Annotated in this window: 16 protein-coding genes and 1 other RNA gene; 11 read left to right on the top strand and 6 right to left on the bottom strand. The window is 32.8% G+C overall.

All coding sequences use genetic code 11. From position 1 onward, the window contains the following. Positions 1 to 61: 61 nt before the first annotated feature. Together Q1A73_RS02015 and Q1A73_RS02010 are read right to left on the bottom strand one after the other, a co-directional pair. Complete coding sequence (locus Q1A73_RS02015; RefSeq protein ID WP_299600981.1) at positions 62 to 2,983, bottom strand: FAD-binding and (Fe-S)-binding domain-containing protein; 2,922 nt, start codon at positions 2,981 to 2,983, stop codon at positions 62 to 64. Beyond that, positions 2,980 to 3,459 carry an Lrp/AsnC family transcriptional regulator gene (locus Q1A73_RS02010; protein WP_299600979.1) on the bottom strand — a complete coding sequence of 160 codons (480 nt, stop codon included), beginning with the start codon at positions 3,457 to 3,459 and terminating at the stop codon, positions 2,980 to 2,982. Before Q1A73_RS02010 ends, Q1A73_RS02015 begins: the two co-directional genes overlap by 4 nt. A gap of 160 nt (positions 3,460 to 3,619) precedes the next feature. On the opposite strand from Q1A73_RS02010, the gene Q1A73_RS02005 reads away from it, so the two are divergent. From Q1A73_RS02005 to Q1A73_RS01995, 3 genes are all read left to right on the top strand, one after another. After that, on the top strand, positions 3,620 to 4,432 hold the full coding sequence (locus Q1A73_RS02005; protein WP_299600976.1) for a DUF1338 domain-containing protein: 813 nt from the start codon (positions 3,620 to 3,622) through the stop codon (positions 4,430 to 4,432). A gap of 120 nt (positions 4,433 to 4,552) precedes the next feature. Beyond that, a complete protein-coding gene (locus tag Q1A73_RS02000) occupies positions 4,553 to 5,044 on the top strand; it encodes a hypothetical protein (RefSeq protein ID WP_299600973.1) in 492 nt (163 codons plus the stop codon). A gap of 128 nt (positions 5,045 to 5,172) precedes the next feature. Continuing rightward, positions 5,173 to 5,709: a hypothetical protein gene (locus Q1A73_RS01995; protein WP_299600969.1), complete on the top strand. Its 537-nt coding sequence runs from the start codon at positions 5,173 to 5,175 to the stop codon at positions 5,707 to 5,709. Between the two features lie 70 nt (positions 5,710 to 5,779). Here Q1A73_RS01995 and bshA read toward each other — a convergent pair whose 3' ends face one another. From bshA to rnpB, 3 genes are all read right to left on the bottom strand, one after another. Next, on the bottom strand, positions 5,780 to 6,907 hold the full coding sequence (gene bshA / locus Q1A73_RS01990) for an N-acetyl-alpha-D-glucosaminyl L-malate synthase BshA (RefSeq protein WP_299600966.1): 1,128 nt from the start codon (positions 6,905 to 6,907) through the stop codon (positions 5,780 to 5,782). Positions 6,908 to 7,070: 163 nt separating this feature from the next. Continuing rightward, positions 7,071 to 7,499 (bottom strand): hypothetical protein, encoded by a 429-nt coding sequence (locus tag Q1A73_RS01985; protein WP_299600963.1) that lies wholly within the window; start codon positions 7,497 to 7,499, stop codon positions 7,071 to 7,073. 50 nt (positions 7,500 to 7,549) lie between these two features. Then, positions 7,550 to 7,869: RNase P RNA component class A (gene rnpB, locus Q1A73_RS01980), an RNA gene on the bottom strand. 192 nt (positions 7,870 to 8,061) lie between these two features. Between rnpB and Q1A73_RS01975 the strand changes: the two genes are divergently transcribed. The 8 genes from Q1A73_RS01975 to Q1A73_RS01940 all read left to right on the top strand — a co-directional run bounded on the left by Q1A73_RS01975 (position 8,062) and on the right by Q1A73_RS01940 (position 14,984). After that, the gene (locus Q1A73_RS01975) at positions 8,062 to 9,375 is read left to right on the top strand and encodes a sulfatase-like hydrolase/transferase (protein ID WP_299600960.1); all 1,314 of its coding nucleotides are present in this window, start codon (positions 8,062 to 8,064) and stop codon (positions 9,373 to 9,375) included. An 11-nt stretch (positions 9,376 to 9,386) separates the two neighbouring features. Beyond that, positions 9,387 to 10,163 carry a YHYH protein gene (locus Q1A73_RS01970; RefSeq protein WP_299600957.1) on the top strand — a complete coding sequence of 259 codons (777 nt, stop codon included), beginning with the start codon at positions 9,387 to 9,389 and terminating at the stop codon, positions 10,161 to 10,163. A gap of 57 nt (positions 10,164 to 10,220) precedes the next feature. Further along, complete coding sequence (locus Q1A73_RS01965; protein WP_299600954.1) at positions 10,221 to 10,730, top strand: hypothetical protein; 510 nt, start codon at positions 10,221 to 10,223, stop codon at positions 10,728 to 10,730. Beyond that, the gene (locus Q1A73_RS01960) at positions 10,711 to 11,373 is read left to right on the top strand and encodes an SCO family protein (protein ID WP_299600952.1); all 663 of its coding nucleotides are present in this window, start codon (positions 10,711 to 10,713) and stop codon (positions 11,371 to 11,373) included. Before Q1A73_RS01965 ends, Q1A73_RS01960 begins: the two co-directional genes overlap by 20 nt. Positions 11,374 to 11,491: 118 nt before the next feature. Continuing rightward, a complete protein-coding gene (locus Q1A73_RS01955; RefSeq protein ID WP_299600949.1) occupies positions 11,492 to 13,294 on the top strand; it encodes a DNA polymerase III subunit gamma/tau in 1,803 nt (600 codons plus the stop codon). Positions 13,295 to 13,370: 76 nt separating this feature from the next. Next, positions 13,371 to 13,580 carry a hypothetical protein gene (locus Q1A73_RS01950; RefSeq protein ID WP_299600947.1) on the top strand — a complete coding sequence of 70 codons (210 nt, stop codon included), beginning with the start codon at positions 13,371 to 13,373 and terminating at the stop codon, positions 13,578 to 13,580. 9 nt (positions 13,581 to 13,589) lie between these two features. Then, the gene (locus Q1A73_RS01945; RefSeq protein WP_299600945.1) at positions 13,590 to 14,285 is read left to right on the top strand and encodes a hypothetical protein; all 696 of its coding nucleotides are present in this window, start codon (positions 13,590 to 13,592) and stop codon (positions 14,283 to 14,285) included. Between the two features lie 117 nt (positions 14,286 to 14,402). Further along, positions 14,403 to 14,984 carry a tRNA-(ms[2]io[6]A)-hydroxylase gene (locus Q1A73_RS01940; RefSeq protein WP_299602585.1) on the top strand — a complete coding sequence of 194 codons (582 nt, stop codon included), beginning with the start codon at positions 14,403 to 14,405 and terminating at the stop codon, positions 14,982 to 14,984. A 63-nt stretch (positions 14,985 to 15,047) separates the two neighbouring features. Here the strand turns inward: Q1A73_RS01940 and Q1A73_RS01935 are convergent, their stop codons facing one another. Next, the gene (locus Q1A73_RS01935) at positions 15,048 to 15,773 is read right to left on the bottom strand and encodes a DUF6733 family protein (RefSeq protein ID WP_299600942.1); all 726 of its coding nucleotides are present in this window, start codon (positions 15,771 to 15,773) and stop codon (positions 15,048 to 15,050) included. Positions 15,774 to 15,789: the final 16 nt, after the last annotated feature.

Genomic DNA, 15,789 nt, shown 5'->3' with positions numbered 1-15,789 from the left:
TTAGGATTAGATATTCACAATTTTAAAACATCCTGTCTATAAGTATTTTACAAGATAAATTTTAAACCAGTGCATTTCTTAAAATACTAATAGGATGTTTGGCTACTCGCTCTGTTCCGTCCTTGATTTGATGTCTACAACTCGTTCCAACCGCTGCAATTACAGTAGTTTCAGGAGCTTTTCGAATGGCGGGAAATAAGGTTTGTTCTCCAATCTGCATACTTACATCATAATGTTCTTTCTCATATCCAAATGATCCTGCCATACCACAACAACCTGACGGTATGATCGTTACTTTAAAATTTTTAGGAAGATTTAAGTATACAAACGTTGTTTGAATATTAGATAATGCTTTCTGATGACAATGACCATGAAGTTTTATTGTTTTTTCCTCTCTACTAAATTGATCTGAAGTTATATTTCCTAACTCAATTTCAGATTTCAGAAATTCATCAATTAGAAATACTTGTTTAGAAAGCTGTTTTGCCTCTTCCTTTTTATCTGCCAATTTTAAATATTCATCTCTAAAGGTTAATATAGCAGAAGGCTCTAATCCAATCAAAGGTGATTTTTCGGAAATTATGTTGCTAAAAATATCGATGTTTTCATTAGCCAGTTCCTTTGTCTGTTCTAACAATCCTTTAGAAATAAATGTTCTTCCACTTTCCTTATGATCAGTAATCAATACTTCGTATCCCAGACTGGTTAGTAATTCTATAGCATCAATTCCTATATCAGTATCTAAATGATTTGTAAATTCATCTAAAAAAAAGTAAACTGTTTTGATAGGGTTTTGAGGTTGCAAGGTGGCTAAATTCTCCTGACACCACTTTTTCAAAGATTTACGACTTAACTGCGGTAGTTCTCTTTTTTTGGCAACTCCTAGAGTCGATTTAAGAATTCCAGAAGTTAGTTTGTTCTTAAAAAAGAAATTTGTGACTCCAGGCGCAATTCTTCCCAAATCATTTAATCGGTTATTATATGCGAACAATTTTGTTCGTAAAGAAACACCGTTAGCCTTTTGATACTGATACTCAAACTCTGCTTTTAACGAAGCTACATCCACATTAGAAGGACATTCTGAAGAACATCCTTTACAGCTAATACATAAATCAAAGACTTCTTTCAACTCTTTTGTATCAAACTTATTAGCTTTTTTATTATTAGTTAATACCTCTCTTAATGCATTGGCTCTTCCTCGTGTAGTATCCTTTTCATTTTTGGTAGCTCTATAACTAGGACACATAGTACCACCTGCTTCTACGGATTTTCTACAGTCACCGCTTCCATTACATTTTTCTGCAGCACGAAGGATTCCTAAAGAATCCGTAAAATCCAATAAGGTATCTATTTCTGGTTCCTTTCTATCAATCTCATATCGCAACTGTTCATCCATAGGAAAAGCGTCCACAATTTTTCCTGGATTAAAAATATGATTAGGATCAAATACTTTCTTAATTCTCTTTAGTATTTCATAATTTTCTTTCCCTATCATAAAAGGAATATATCCAGCTCTAACGATTCCATCCCCATGTTCTCCACTCATAGATCCTTTATACTTTTTTACCAAGGTTGCTACATCATCTGTAATCTTTTTAAAAAGCACAACATCTGTCTTCTTTTTAAGATCTAAAATTGGTCGCAAATGCAGTTCTCCTGCTCCTGCATGTGCATAGTATACAGCTTGTTGATCATATTTCTTCATTAACTCTGTAAACTCCGCAATATAATTAGCTAAATCAGGTAAGGCAACAGCTGTATCTTCTATACAAGCAACTGCTTTTTTATCACCAACAATGTTTCCTAATAATCCCAATCCTGCTTTTCTTAATTCTAAAGCCTGATATATTTCATTTCCAGATAAAATGGGATTCGCATAGGATAATTTAGAAGCTTTAATGGTTTCTAGAAGTGCTGATTTTTGCTTTTCTAGGATATCTAAATCATTTGCTCTTAATTCCAAAAGTAAAATAGCTTCGGGATCATCTTCTATAAAGAATCGGTTTTTAAGCTGCTCTACATTATTCTTTGTACAATCCAAAATGGTTTTATCCATCATTTCGCAGGTAAATAATGGATGTTCCATTACCGGAGCTACTGCTAATAAACAGTCTTCTATCGAATGAAAGTGCGAAGCAATCATTAAAGATTCCTTCGGCGGTAATACATCTAATTGTAGGGTAATCTGTGTAGTAAAAGCTAATGTTCCCTCACTACCAGCCAACAAATCGCACATATTAAAATCCTTAAGACCTTCGGAAAAAACATTGGTTTTAATCAATTCATCAATTGCATACCCAGTATTACGCCTATGAATATCAGATTTTGGAAAATTTTCCTCTATATGTTTCTGCACCTCAGATGATGACAATTCTTTATATAATTCTTTATAAATAGTACCTTCTAAGGTGTTTTCTTTAGTTTTATGAAGAAACTCCTCTTTGGAGATATCGGAGAAAGTAACCTCGCTCCCATCGGATAATAATGTTTGCAGTTCTAATACCTTATCTCTCGTTACCCCATACTGAATAGAAGTAGTTCCGCTACTATTATTTCCAACCATCCCACCAATCATACAACGATTAGAAGTTGATGTATTTGGCCCAAAAAACAAACCATAAGGTTGTAAAAATCGATTGAGGTCATCTCTAATGACCCCTGGTTGTACAGTAACTGTCTTCTTTACTTCATCTACTGCTATTATTTCTGTAAAATACTTGGAAACGTCTACTACGATTCCGTCTCCCACACATTGACCTGCCAAAGAGGTTCCTGCAGTTCTTGGAATTAAACCACAGTTATTTTTATTGGCAAAAGCTATAATCTTTTTTAAATCACTTATGTTTTTTGGAAAAGCAACTGCGGTTGGAATTCTCCTGTATACAGAAGCATCTGTGGCATATAATGATTTCGTAAGCGTATCAAATGCTAAGTCTCCCTCTAATTGAGTTTTTAAGACATTTAGATCTTTTTCTGGTATCATATACTTTGTCCCTTTACTAATGAATCTAGTGTGATTTGTCTTTTAAAATTTGTATCAAAACAAATAAAACTATCGGTGCCTGCTACCCCATCGATTTGATGTACTTGCTCATACAAGATATTTCTAAGATGATGATTATCAAAAGCAAAGATCAAAATAAAAAGAGCATAATTACCAGAAACATAATTACATTCTAATATCTCCGGAATTTTAGCAAGATCATCCACTACGGATTTGGCATATCTAGCTTCTTTGAGTCGAATACCTACATATGACTTTGTTTTATAGCCAATTCGTTTTTCATCAATAACAAATTCAGCTTTATCAATAACCCCATTTTCTTTTAATTTTCTAATTCTTTGATGCACTAGAGAATTAGAAATTTTTAATTCTTCAGCAATTTGTGAAAATGGTTTCCTCGCATCTTTACGTATTTGCAATAAAATCTGCTGATCTATGTAATCAAAATGACTCATAAACAATTGAATTTTAAAAGATCTATACTTAAACAAAGAATCCTCTCTGCGAGCAAAATCAATTTGACATAAAAAAAATCAATAAACAGTTAAATAAGTTTATATCATCAATAATACTAGTCAAATGTAGTATTTTTACATCAAAAACAAACAGATAAAAATGAATTCTACACTTTTTTTCTCAGCACTATGGAAACAGTATGCTGATAAAACACCTTCTGCTCATAAAGTTAAATCATTATTAGAAAAAGAAAATGAAACTGTATATAATGATCATATTGCTATTAGAACTTTTGATGACCCCAGAACAAACATAGAGGTAATTGCCAAACCTTTTTTATCAATGGGATATACAGAAATGGGAGAGTATCATTTTGAAGCTAAAAAGCTTTATGCAAAACATTATGAAAACCTAGAAGATCCAGACGCTCCAAAGATTTTTATAAGTCAATTACTAACCGCTCATTTTTCTGAAGAACTACAATCGAACATAAAAAAGATTTTAGATGCTTGTGAGCAAACTGTTTTTGATAAAGACGATCTTATATTAAAAGGACGAGTTTGGGAAACACCTTCTTACGAAATATATCAATCTTTACAAGAAGAATCTGAATATGCCGCTTGGATGTATGTTAATGGATTTTGCTCTAACCATTTCACGGTAGATGTAAATAAGCTTAAAAACTTTGAAAATCTTCATCTTTTAAATGATTTTTTGAAAGACAATGGTTTTGCAATGAATACATCTGGTGGTGAAATCAAAGGTACTCCTGAACAGTTTTTAGAACAATCTAGTATTCTAGCGGATAAAATCGAAATGGAGTTTGTAGAAGGAATCAGAGAAATAACCTCTTGTTATTATGAGTTCGCATTTAGATATACACAAGATAATGGAAAATTATTTACTGGTTTTATTGCCAATTCTGCAGATAAAATATTTGAAAGTACTGATATGAAACTTCAAAAAGCATAATAAAATCAGGTATTTACGTTTGTACCCATATGAAATTAACAAAATCTTAGGTAATGTTGCTACATTAAAAATTGGCATCTAGCGTTATACTTAGGAAAATTAACAAAAAACAAATTCATAATGACGAAGCGTATATTAATCACATTCATTGTTGTAGTGGCTTCTATCTTATCAGCAAAAGCACAGGACATTCCAGAACATGCAATTGGTTTACGATTAAGCGAGAGTGATGGTTTTTGGGCTGAAGCCTCCTATCAAGCACGATTAAGTTCAGATACCAGAATCGAATTAGATCTTGGTGTACAAGGAAGAAATCGATACAATGCCTTAAAACTTACAGGAATGTATCATTGGGTATTTAACATCGATGGAGGTTTAAATTGGTATGTAGGTCCAGGAATCGGTGGTGGTCTTGTAGATTTTGATAATGATTTGGATAACCGAGATGATCTGGAACCTTTTGGTTTTGTTACCGGTGATGTTGGAATTGAATATCATTTTGATTTCCCGTTACAAATTTCACTTGATTTCAGACCTGAGATTTATTTCGATGATTATAATGATGATGATATCATATTTAATTTAGGACTGAGTGCACGGTATAAGTTCTAGAAAATAATACACTTAGAAAATGAATAACCCTTGGGCAATTATACCCAAGGGTTATTTTTTTATTTTAAAATGTTAACCTTTTAATTCTTAAGGATACAAAAGATAAATTTCAAAAAAACCTTATAATCATGAAAAAATTATTTTTTGTTGCATTCTTAATCCTAACTACCTTTTCTTCACACGCACAGGATATCCCGAAAAATGCTATCGGTATTCGATTATCAGAAGGTGTAGTTGGCGATGAAGGATTCGGTCCTGAAATCACTTATCAAAGACAATTATTTGGCGAGCACAATAGAATCGACTTAAATCTAAGCTGGAGAACAAATTCTTTTATCAATACCTACAGAGGAGGTGGATATTTTCACTGGAGTTATAATATCTGGGATAACCTAAACTGGTTTGCAGGTCCTGGAATTGGAGGCGGATATATAGACTTCAAAACTAGTTTTTTTGGTATAGGAATATCCAGTAATAGAGATAGTGAATTCTTTCCATATGTAGGTGCCGATTTTGGAGTAGATTATCGTTTCGATTTTCCTTTGCAAGTAGCTTTTAGTATACGTCCAACTTATGATATTCATAATATCGAAAATGCTGCAGGAGTAAATGACGTAGATAACTTTGGAGTAAATATTGGTATTGCCGCTCGATATACTTTTTAATAATAAAAGATCAATTGATTTGATTTTTGTTTAGTTGTAAAGCACTGTTGTCATGGACAACGGTGCTTTGTTATACAGTTGCTAACGCATTCTCATATAACTCCACATATATAGGAACGATATTATCAATATCAAACTTTAGCGCCTGCTGGAATGCACCTTCTTTAAACTTTACTAAAGTATCGTCATCTTTAAGAATACGAATAGCATTGGTAGACATTTCTTGTATATTACCCACATCACTTAAATAACCAGATACCCCATCTTTATTTACCTCGGGAATTCCACCAGCATTACTAGATATAACTGGCACTTTATTAACCATTGCTTCTAAAGCGGCTAATCCAAAGCTTTCTCTTTCTGAAGGAAGTAAAAACAAATCCGAAAAACACAAAATTTTATCTATCTCATTACTATTCCCTAAAAAGATAACTTTGTCCTTAATACCAAGATCCTTGCACTTCTTTTCAGCAGATTCACGTTCGGGACCGTCTCCTACCATTAATAATTTAGCAGGAATTTCTTTCTGAACATTATAGAATATATCTACAATATCCATTATTCTTTTAACGGGTCTAAAATTACTGATATGTGTTACTATTCTTTCTTCAGGTGTTGCCATTAATTCTCTTTGGCATTCGGTAAAATCAGCTTTACGAATGCTTGCATCGATAAAGTTAGGAACTACCTCAATCTTTTTCTTAATGTCAAAGAGTCTTAGAGTATCTTCTTTCAAACTAGCTGAAACAGAAGTTACTATATCACTATTATTAATACTAAAAGTTACCGCTGGTTTGTAAAAAGGATGATTCCCCACAAGTGTGATATCAGTACCATGAAGGGTAGTTACCATAGGAATATGTATTCCTTCTTCTTCTAAAATCTCTTTAGCCATGTAGCCTGCATACGCATGTGGAATTGCATAGTGTACATGTAATAATTCTATATTGTACTTTTTAACTGTATTAACCAGTTTACTGGAAAGTGCTAATTCATAAGGTTGATAATGAAAGAGCGGATATTCTGGAACAGTTACCTCATGAAAATGAATATTGGGATTTAATAATTCCAATCTAACTGGCTGCTTATAGGTAACAAAGTGTACTTGATGGTTTAACTTTGCAAGTGCAATTCCTAATTCAGTGGCAACTACTCCACTACCACCAAATGTTGGGTAACAAACAATAGCAATATTCATCTATGTATTCTATTTTTAAAGTAGGTTAGATGGAATTCGCCAATGATTGTAGAATCGAATTAGTGATCTATATTTATGGCGCATTTCACAAATACAATTTTCTTTACGTTGCACAATGTACAAGAAAATTAGTATTGCTTATTGTTAAAAGAGTTGTAAAATCTTATTCGATACGATTTAATATTAATTCTTCTGAACTTATTTTATTGACTTTAAACTTCTTCTCTTGATCAGTCTTATAATCAAAGACAATCAATAATTGCGTATCAGAATCATACTTCCAAACATCTTGATTTCTGAAGTCATTAGAAAAATACAGTCTGTTATCATTTCCGCATCGTCTTGGAAGGTTTTTTGAAGTAAAAATCTTAATTCTTCCTTTACCAGTGTATTTACCTATGAAAAAACTAACACCATGTCCTTTATAATTAATAATCTTATTTAACTTATTTAGATAAATATCTGGAAAATGTTCATTTGATTTTTTCATACTCCAATCACCCAAAAAATCATTAGTTGTTATTGGATTTTGTTGGGCTAAAGCGCTATTCGAAATATATAGAAAAAGTACTATGAAGAGTTTTTTTAGCATAATATAATCTGTTTATCAATAATCACCAAACAGTATGCCCAAATAAAGAATAAAAAAGCAGATCATAAGCCGGATTCTGTAACTCACCTAAATGAGATCCTTATCATTTATCTAGTTCTAAAATTACTTTTAGAATCCAACCGCCTACCCTCCAACATTGGGCGTGCAACCCTTAAGCGCTGGTATACATGGCGTTGCACCGCATAGAGTTTACCTGATTTCACTACAGCATTACCTGTACATTCTTTCTGCTGCACTTGTCCTCGTCTCTCGACGGACGGGCGTTACCCGCTATGCTGCACTATGGTGTCCGGACTTTCCTCCTTGTTCCAAACTAAGTTCGGCACACGGCGATAAGGTGATCTGCTTGCCGCAAATATACTATAAAATATGGCTTTTTAAAGTTCATACTCACCTATTAATAAACCCCTAATATCCAGCAAATAAAAAAGATTAATTTTCTTAAAATTCTCATAAAACAATGATTTTCCTTATATTTATTTACTTGTTATTTAAACCTTTATGACTCTCCCAAGTCTAAGAACATAAACTAACCTGTCTTATGAAAGTGAACTTGCTTTTTATATTAGCCTACGCTATATTTTTATTTTCCTGCAGTAGCGATAACAACACCTCCCAAAGTGAGGAGAATGAGGAACCAAACAAGCCCAATATACTTTTAATTATTGCAGATGATATGGGACTTGACGCTACTCCAGGTTACTCCATTGGAGACATAAAACCTACTACTCCTAATCTTCAAAACATGATCGATAATGGTATTCGATTTACCAATTTTTGGTCATATCCAGTATGTACACCGACTAGAGCTAGTATACTTACAGGAAAATATGGATTTAGAACTGGTGTTTTGAAAGTGGATGATGATTTATCTCCTTCTGAAACCTCCCTTCATCAGTATTTAACTAATCAATCTACTGGATATAATAGTGGTATCGTAGGAAAATGGCATCTTGGTACTGGAGCATCAGAACCTGGTAATTTTGGAATTTCATATTACGCTGGATTATTATCTGGAGGAGTTAGAAGTTATGAAGATTGGAGTCTAAATGAAAATGGAGTAAATACAACCTCCACAGAATATGTTACTACCAAGCTAACAGATCTTGCTATAAATTGGATTAATGATCAAGAATCTCCTTGGTTCTTGTGGTTAGCATATAATGCACCACATACTCCTTTTCACCTTCCTCCATCGGACTTGCACTCTCAAGGTGATCTTCCTAATGATGAAGCAACTATTGATGCCAACCCTTTGCCATATTACCTAGCTTCAATTGAGGCTATAGATGCCGAAATTGGAAGGCTACTCAACTCTCTATCAGAAACAGAAAGAGATAATACTATAATTATTTTTATTGGAGATAATGGATCTCCTAGTAAAGTAGCACAAGAATATAATAGAAGAAGAGTAAAAGGTTCATTATATCAAGGAGGTATTAATGTTCCAATGATTATTTCAGGAAAAAATGTAACTAGAACAAATTCGATAGATGAATCACTTTTGGGTACAACAGATTTATTTGCAACTATAGCTAATCTCGCAGGAGTAAATAGTTCTTCTATCCATGACAGTAAAAGCTTTTCTTCACTATTAACTACCCCTTCAACTAATTCAATTCGAGAGTATGTGTATTCTGAAGTAGGCAATGATACCAATGATGATGAATACACCATAAGAAATGCCTCTCACAAGTACATCCTATTTGCAGATGGTAGTGAAGCTTTATACCATTTAAAAAACGATGCTTTGGAAAACACTAATTTATTAAATGACAACCAGCTACCACTTTCGACAGAAGACGAAGCACAATTAAATTTATTAAAAGAAGCAATTATAAACATAAAACAATAAAATAACACCCTATGAAAAATAACATACCCTTTTTCTTCCTTATCGTTCTCCTACTGTTCTTAAGCTGTTCATCTGACGATAGTAATAATACAAATAATGATAACACAGATAATCCTCCTGTAAACTCAAGTGCTGATATATCTTCTATCGTATCAATGTTTGATAATATAGATGGAGTATCCTATGTCATCGAAGACGATTTTATAGAATTTACCACTAATGGTTTACCCAATCATACGAGCCCATATTGGGGTGAAAGTCATCCTATGTACGAAGCGTATAATGGAACAAACCCTGATTTTAATTTAAATCCGAACTTGATAAGTTCTCAAAATATTGTGTTCAGAATACCCAGAAGACCCGAAGAAGCAGAAGTAAAAGAAGCTACAAGATTGGGACCGATAGGAATTTCTGTTAATGGAGTTGTTTTTTTCAATCAATATGCGGGACCAGATAATCAACCTTTAACAGATGAGATCAATTCCTTTGATCAATTCGCAGGTCACCCAACTGGAGGCAGCCTTTATCATTATCATATTGAACCTTTATTTTTAACCAATACCTTAGGAAGATCATCTTTTTTAGGATTATTAGCGGACGGATTCCCTGTATATGGACCAGAGGAAAATAACGTGATGGTTACTAGTGATGATTTAGATGAATATCACGGACATACACATACTACCACAGATTTTCCAGACGGAATATATCATTATCATATTACCTTAGATGACCCATATATTAATGGAAATGGATATTTTGGAACTCCTGGAAATATTAGTCAGTAGATGAATAAATTCCTTTTTTGTTTAGTATTATTTATATCATTTGGCTGTAGTAAGGAGATGAAATCTGATCTCGATGTAATCTATAATTCTAGAGATTTTTTATTACAAAATGGTGTTTTACAATATAAGGGCACTCCTTTTTCAGGAATTATAACTTCATCGGATTCTGTCTATAAAATCACAACTAAGATTTCTTATTTAGCAGGTAAAAAACATGGAGAAGAAATAAAAACATATGACAATACTACACTAGCAGAAAAGAGATTTTATCAGCATGGAAAGAAAACGGATACTCATAAAGGATGGTGGAAAAACGGTCAATTAAAATTTCAATATGAATTTAACAATCAAGGTGAATATCATGGTAAAGTAACTGAATGGTATCAAAACGGCCAGCAGTCTAAAGTATTTCACTTTATAAATGGTAAAGAAGATGGTTCCCAGAAAATGTGGTCATCCAATGGAAAAATCAGAGCAAACTACGTTGCCAAAAATGGAGAGCGTTATGGACTTATAGGATTAAAAAAATGTTATACCGTTAGTACCAATGATGAAACCTACAAATAAGTTATTTTTTACCATTATTTTAGTTGTTTTAACGGTATTTTCCTGTAATACAGATAGTGAAAAACAAAGCCTCCCTTTTTTTAATTCCGCTGTATTTACTCCAGAGTGGATTGCTGTTGGATCACCTGAATATACTAGAATTCATAAAATTGCTCCTTTTAAACTGACAAATCAGGATGGAGATATAATTACCAACGAAACCTATAATGGAAAGATATATGTTGCAGATTTCTTTTTTGCTACTTGTCCTGGAATATGCCCCAAATTAGAAAAGAACATGTCAGTGTTACAAGAGAAATATTTGCATGACGATTCCATTAAATTATTATCTCATACAGTGATGCCCACAAGAGATTCTGTCGAAGTTCTGAAAGATTATGCTATTAAAAATGATATTGTATCTGGTAAATGGAATTTAGTTACTGGAGATAAAGAAATGATTTATGATTTAGCTAGAACCTCCTATTTCGCAGACGAAGATTTTGTAAAAACCAAGGACGAAAACGCATTCATTCATACTGAGAACTTTATTTTGGTAGATCCAAAAGGAAGAATAAGAGGTGTTTATAATGGAACGATCTCCTTAGAAATAAAAAGACTAATAAGACATATCGAAATGCTTAAAAAGGAAAGCGATCTATAGATATTTTAAGAATGATAAAACTCATTTGGATGTTACAAACTCGACGTTGTTAATAACTACCGAGTAAAAAAAAGTATCTTCAATATCCTATTTCCAATCTATTTTTAACTTTGTAGCGATGGAACATTTTATAGTATCAGCTCGTAAATACAGACCCCAAACGTTTAAGGATGTTGTGGGTCAACAAGCTATTACCAATACCTTGCTGAATGCTATAGAAAATAATCATCTTGCACAAGCTTTATTGTTTACAGGACCTAGAGGTGTTGGTAAAACTTCATGTGCCAGAATATTAGCGAAAACTATCAATCAACAGGGACATGAAAACCCTGATGAAGATTTCGCTTTTAATATTTTTGAGCTAGATGCTGCATCCAATAACTCAGTGGATGATATTCGTAATCTCATCGATCAAGTTAGAATACCTCCTCAGGTAGGAACTTATAAAGTTTATATTATCGATGAGGTTCATATGCTTTCTCAGGCTGCTTTTAATGCTTTTCTTAAGACGTTAGAAGAACCTCCTAAGCATGCTATTTTTATATTAGCTACCACCGAAAAGCATAAAATCATTCCTACCATCCTTTCCAGGTGTCAAATTTTTGATTTTAAAAGAATTACGGTTACTGATGCAAAGCTACATTTGATGCAGGTTGCGGAACAAGAAGGTATTGTAGCCGATGAAGATGCATTGCAAATTATAGCGCAAAAAGCAGATGGTGCTATGCGAGATGCACTATCTATATTTGATCGAGTTGTTAGTTTTAGTGGTAAAAACCTAACTCGCCAAGCGGTTACTGAGAACCTGAATGTTTTAGATTATGAAACATATTTTAGAACTACAGATCTAATTTTAGAAAATAATATTCCACAGTTATTACTAGAATTTAATGAAATTCTATCCAAAGGTTTTGATGGACATCATTTTATTGCGGGACTAGCTTCGCACTTTAGAGATCTCTTAGTTTGTAAAAATCAAGCAACTATTAATTTGTTAGAAGTTGGAGAGCAAACCAAGGCTAAATATCTAGAGCAATCACAGAAGTCTCCTCACCCATTTCTTATTAGAGGGATTGAACTGGCAAATGATTGTGATCTGAAATATAAAACGAGTCGAAATCAACGATTACTCGTTGAACTTTGCCTAATGCAACTTGCCTCTGTACTTACTAAAGACGGAGAAAAAAAAAATGACCAACCTTACATAATCCCTCCTAGTTATTTTAAGGAAAAAGGCATTCAACCTGTAAAAATCTCACAGGAACAAAAACAAAAAGCAGATGATAAGCAATCTTTAACTAATGTAGATCATACTCCTGCTCCAACAATTACAAAGGAAGTAGCCGAAATACCTATTGCTAATACTTCAAATAACACTACAACGGACAATGCGGTTGCAGAACCAAAAGAAGTTACTAGTCATACTACATCCCAAAGTAAACCTCTAGTAAAACCAAGACAAAGAGGAACTTCTGGTTTATCTCTAAGCAGTATAAAGAAGAAAAAGGAACACGAAGAGAAAAAAGTAGATACCATTGTTGATCCTAAAAATCTACCTAGCGACGATTTTACAGAAGCTCAAATGCAAAAATGTTGGGAAGAATACGGTAAAATGCAAGATAAAAAAGGAGAGCGTATCATTGGATCTATGTTTGCGATGAATATACCCACATTGAATGACGGTAAGATTTATTTAGAACTACCAAACCATTCCATGAAAGCCGATATGGAAAGTGCGCTACCTGGATTGTTTCAGTTTCTATATAAAAAACTAAATAATTATAGTATTGCTCTTGATATCCATGTAAACGAAGAAGCTTCAAAAAAATATGCTTTCACTCCACAGGATAAATATGCCAAACTTCGAGAAAAGAATCCTCTTATCGATAAATTAAGATCTGATTTTGATTTAGATATCTAAAATATCCCTTTTCAAATTTATATTCGTAATTAAAAAATTGGGTATCTTTAATACACTAACCTAAATAATTTTAATTATGAAAAAACATCTTTTATTCCTTTTGGTAATTCCATTCTTTATGGTGGCCTGCACTGACAAAAAAGCTCAGGAAGAAGAAGCAAAAAAAACAGAAGAATTAAATAATGAAATTGAAGCTGTAGCTACTGAAATTGATAAAGATTTTGAATCTTTAGAAAAAGAAGCAGAAGAATTAGAAAATGCTTTAAACGAATTAGATAACCTATAAAAAAACACAATGAAATTTTCAAAATATATATTTATCGCATTATTAGTTGGATGCATCGGAATTACCAATGCTCAAAAAGCTGAAAAACCTGCTAAAGACCTGAAAGAAAAGAAAATGCAGAAGAAAGAGGAAATGAAAGAAAAGCGCAAAGAGATGAAGGAGAAACGGAAGGAGATGAAAGAAGAAATGAAGGAGAAAAAGCAAGAAATTAAAGAGGCTAAAAAAGAACTGAAAGAAGGTAGAAAAGAAATTTTAGGCGAGCATCGCGAAAAAATGAAGGGAATGACAGCTGAAGAAAAAAAAGCATATTTAGCAGAACACCCTGAGCTTAAAGAAAAAATGGATGCTTATAAAGAAGCGACTAAAGAACAAAGAAAAGAATTAAAAGAGAAACGTGCTTCGTTTAAGAATGAAAAAGCCAATGCGGTACAAACAAGAATTGAAAACAAGAAAGATCGTTTATCTAATCTTGAAGATCGCAAAGTAAAAGGTGTGGATAAAATTCAAAAAACAAAAGATCGTTTGCTTGCTAAAAAAGAAGCGGGAGAGATTACAGAAGAAGAATATACTGCTAAAATGGAAAAAGTAGCAAAAGCCGAAGAACGATTAAAAAAGTATGAAGAGAAAATGGAAAAAGTTAAATCTGGTATCACAAAAGGAGAAGAAAAACTTGTAAAGCTTACTTCAGAAAAAGAAAAGAATTAATACTTTTTAAAACAATCAAAAGCCTGAATGAATAATATTCAGGCTTTTAATTACTTCTCTATTTTAAAGCAGTATCTTGGTCCTCTAGAAAGAATTGTACAGTTAAAAAGAAATAACATGCTTGGATTAAAGCTTCCTACAGATCCACGATGGGTAAATATCGTGGAAAAGAATATTGAAGAAATACTCACTGATCACGCTTATTGTGAGCAAAAAGCAACATCTACTGCAATATCTCTTATCGTTAGTTTTCCTGAATATACAGAACTAGTTCAGGAAATGACTAAATTGGTAAAAGAAGAAATTAGCCATTTTAAAATGGTTCATGATAAAATTATTGCTAGAGGATGGACTTTAGGTAGAGATAGAAAAGATGATTATGTAATACAGTTGGTTACTTTTTTTCCAAAAGGAGGCAGCAGAACCACTCAATTAGTACACCGATTGCTATATGCAGCGCTTATAGAAGCAAGAAGTTGTGAACGCTTTAAACTCTTATCCGAAGAATTAGAAGATCAAGAACTCGCAAAGTTTTATAGAGATCTTATGGTAAGTGAAGCAAATCACTATACTATGTTTCTAAATTTTGCTCGACAATATGGTGATCGTAAGGAAGTGGATCAAAAATGGCAGGATTTATTAGAATTCGAAGCAGAGATCATGCAATCTTTAAGCAAAAAAGAAACTATTCACGGATAAAGATAATTTACTTAAATACACAGAAATAACAATATTTCTGTGTATTTAATTCAACCCTTATTATTATAAAGGAATAAAAGCGGATACCTTATAGAACTCATCTGATGTTCCTGCATCTGTATTTAATGTTGCTCCCGCAGATATCCTAAAAGCAATTCCTTTATCGAATTTCAGTTTAATAGAACCTCCTAACCATTGATAAACCAACAAAGGATCTCCATCTTCTTGTCTTGTGATACCGAACGACTCGTAGAAAGCTCCCAAAACAACTCGCTTACTTACATTAATTCCTGGTGCCATCCAATTCAATAAATAATCTTTGGTGATGATGTCATCATCTTCGCGAATAGATTTATAATAAGCTATATACCCCTCGAAATCCAGAAACCTTTTTTGGTAATTCACATAGATACTTGGCACAACACCTTCTGCAATCTTAGTTCCTGTACTATTAGAAGAGAACTTTCCGCTAGTAATTCCGAAAGAAGGATTAATATATAATGATTTATCAAATAGTTTGAAACCCAATCCTACAGATGTTTCTAACAATAAATCACTTCCTGATTCTAAGTTCCCAAACGCAGGATTTGTCCAAAAAATAGTGTAAAATGTAATATCATAATTTTTACTAGTTTCAAAATTCCCGAAGAAAATTGGATAAAATCCAGCAACACTATTATGAATAATTTTTGTTGCGAAAGTTGTTTTATTTTCACTCTCTAATTCTTGAGCTTGTAATATATGAGTAGCAAATAGCAGTACTAAAAACTTTAGTATAAGGTTTTTCATGATTAATGTGTATTTT

Origin of the sequence: uncultured Aquimarina sp. (assembly GCF_947492115.1) — a bacterium.
In the GTDB taxonomy this organism is placed as follows: domain Bacteria; phylum Bacteroidota; class Bacteroidia; order Flavobacteriales; family Flavobacteriaceae; genus Aquimarina.
The sequence above is the reverse complement of the archived record's forward strand: the minus strand, read 5'-3'. Positions and strand labels throughout refer to the sequence as shown.

Excerpts from the sequence above, each read along its gene's own strand:
- Q1A73_RS02015 (WP_299600981.1), bottom strand. The coding sequence starts at position 2,983 with ATGATACCAGAAAAAGATCTAAATGTCTTAAAAACTCAATTAGAGGGA.
- Q1A73_RS02010 (WP_299600979.1), bottom strand. The coding sequence starts at position 3,459 with ATGAGTCATTTTGATTACATAGATCAGCAGATTTTATTGCAAATACGT.
- Q1A73_RS02005 (WP_299600976.1), top strand. The coding sequence starts at position 3,620 with ATGAATTCTACACTTTTTTTCTCAGCACTATGGAAACAGTATGCTGAT.
- Q1A73_RS02000 (WP_299600973.1), top strand. The coding sequence starts at position 4,553 with ATGACGAAGCGTATATTAATCACATTCATTGTTGTAGTGGCTTCTATC.
- Q1A73_RS01995 (WP_299600969.1), top strand. The coding sequence starts at position 5,173 with ATGAAAAAATTATTTTTTGTTGCATTCTTAATCCTAACTACCTTTTCT.
- bshA (WP_299600966.1), bottom strand. The coding sequence starts at position 6,907 with ATGAATATTGCTATTGTTTGTTACCCAACATTTGGTGGTAGTGGAGTA.
- Q1A73_RS01985 (WP_299600963.1), bottom strand. The coding sequence starts at position 7,499 with ATGCTAAAAAAACTCTTCATAGTACTTTTTCTATATATTTCGAATAGC.
- Q1A73_RS01975 (WP_299600960.1), top strand. The coding sequence starts at position 8,062 with ATGAAAGTGAACTTGCTTTTTATATTAGCCTACGCTATATTTTTATTT.
- Q1A73_RS01970 (WP_299600957.1), top strand. The coding sequence starts at position 9,387 with ATGAAAAATAACATACCCTTTTTCTTCCTTATCGTTCTCCTACTGTTC.
- Q1A73_RS01965 (WP_299600954.1), top strand. The coding sequence starts at position 10,221 with ATGAAATCTGATCTCGATGTAATCTATAATTCTAGAGATTTTTTATTA.
- Q1A73_RS01960 (WP_299600952.1), top strand. The coding sequence starts at position 10,711 with ATGATGAAACCTACAAATAAGTTATTTTTTACCATTATTTTAGTTGTT.
- Q1A73_RS01955 (WP_299600949.1), top strand. The coding sequence starts at position 11,492 with ATGGAACATTTTATAGTATCAGCTCGTAAATACAGACCCCAAACGTTT.
- Q1A73_RS01950 (WP_299600947.1), top strand. The coding sequence starts at position 13,371 with ATGAAAAAACATCTTTTATTCCTTTTGGTAATTCCATTCTTTATGGTG.
- Q1A73_RS01945 (WP_299600945.1), top strand. The coding sequence starts at position 13,590 with ATGAAATTTTCAAAATATATATTTATCGCATTATTAGTTGGATGCATC.
- Q1A73_RS01940 (WP_299602585.1), top strand. The coding sequence starts at position 14,403 with ATGCTTGGATTAAAGCTTCCTACAGATCCACGATGGGTAAATATCGTG.
- Q1A73_RS01935 (WP_299600942.1), bottom strand. The coding sequence starts at position 15,773 with ATGAAAAACCTTATACTAAAGTTTTTAGTACTGCTATTTGCTACTCAT.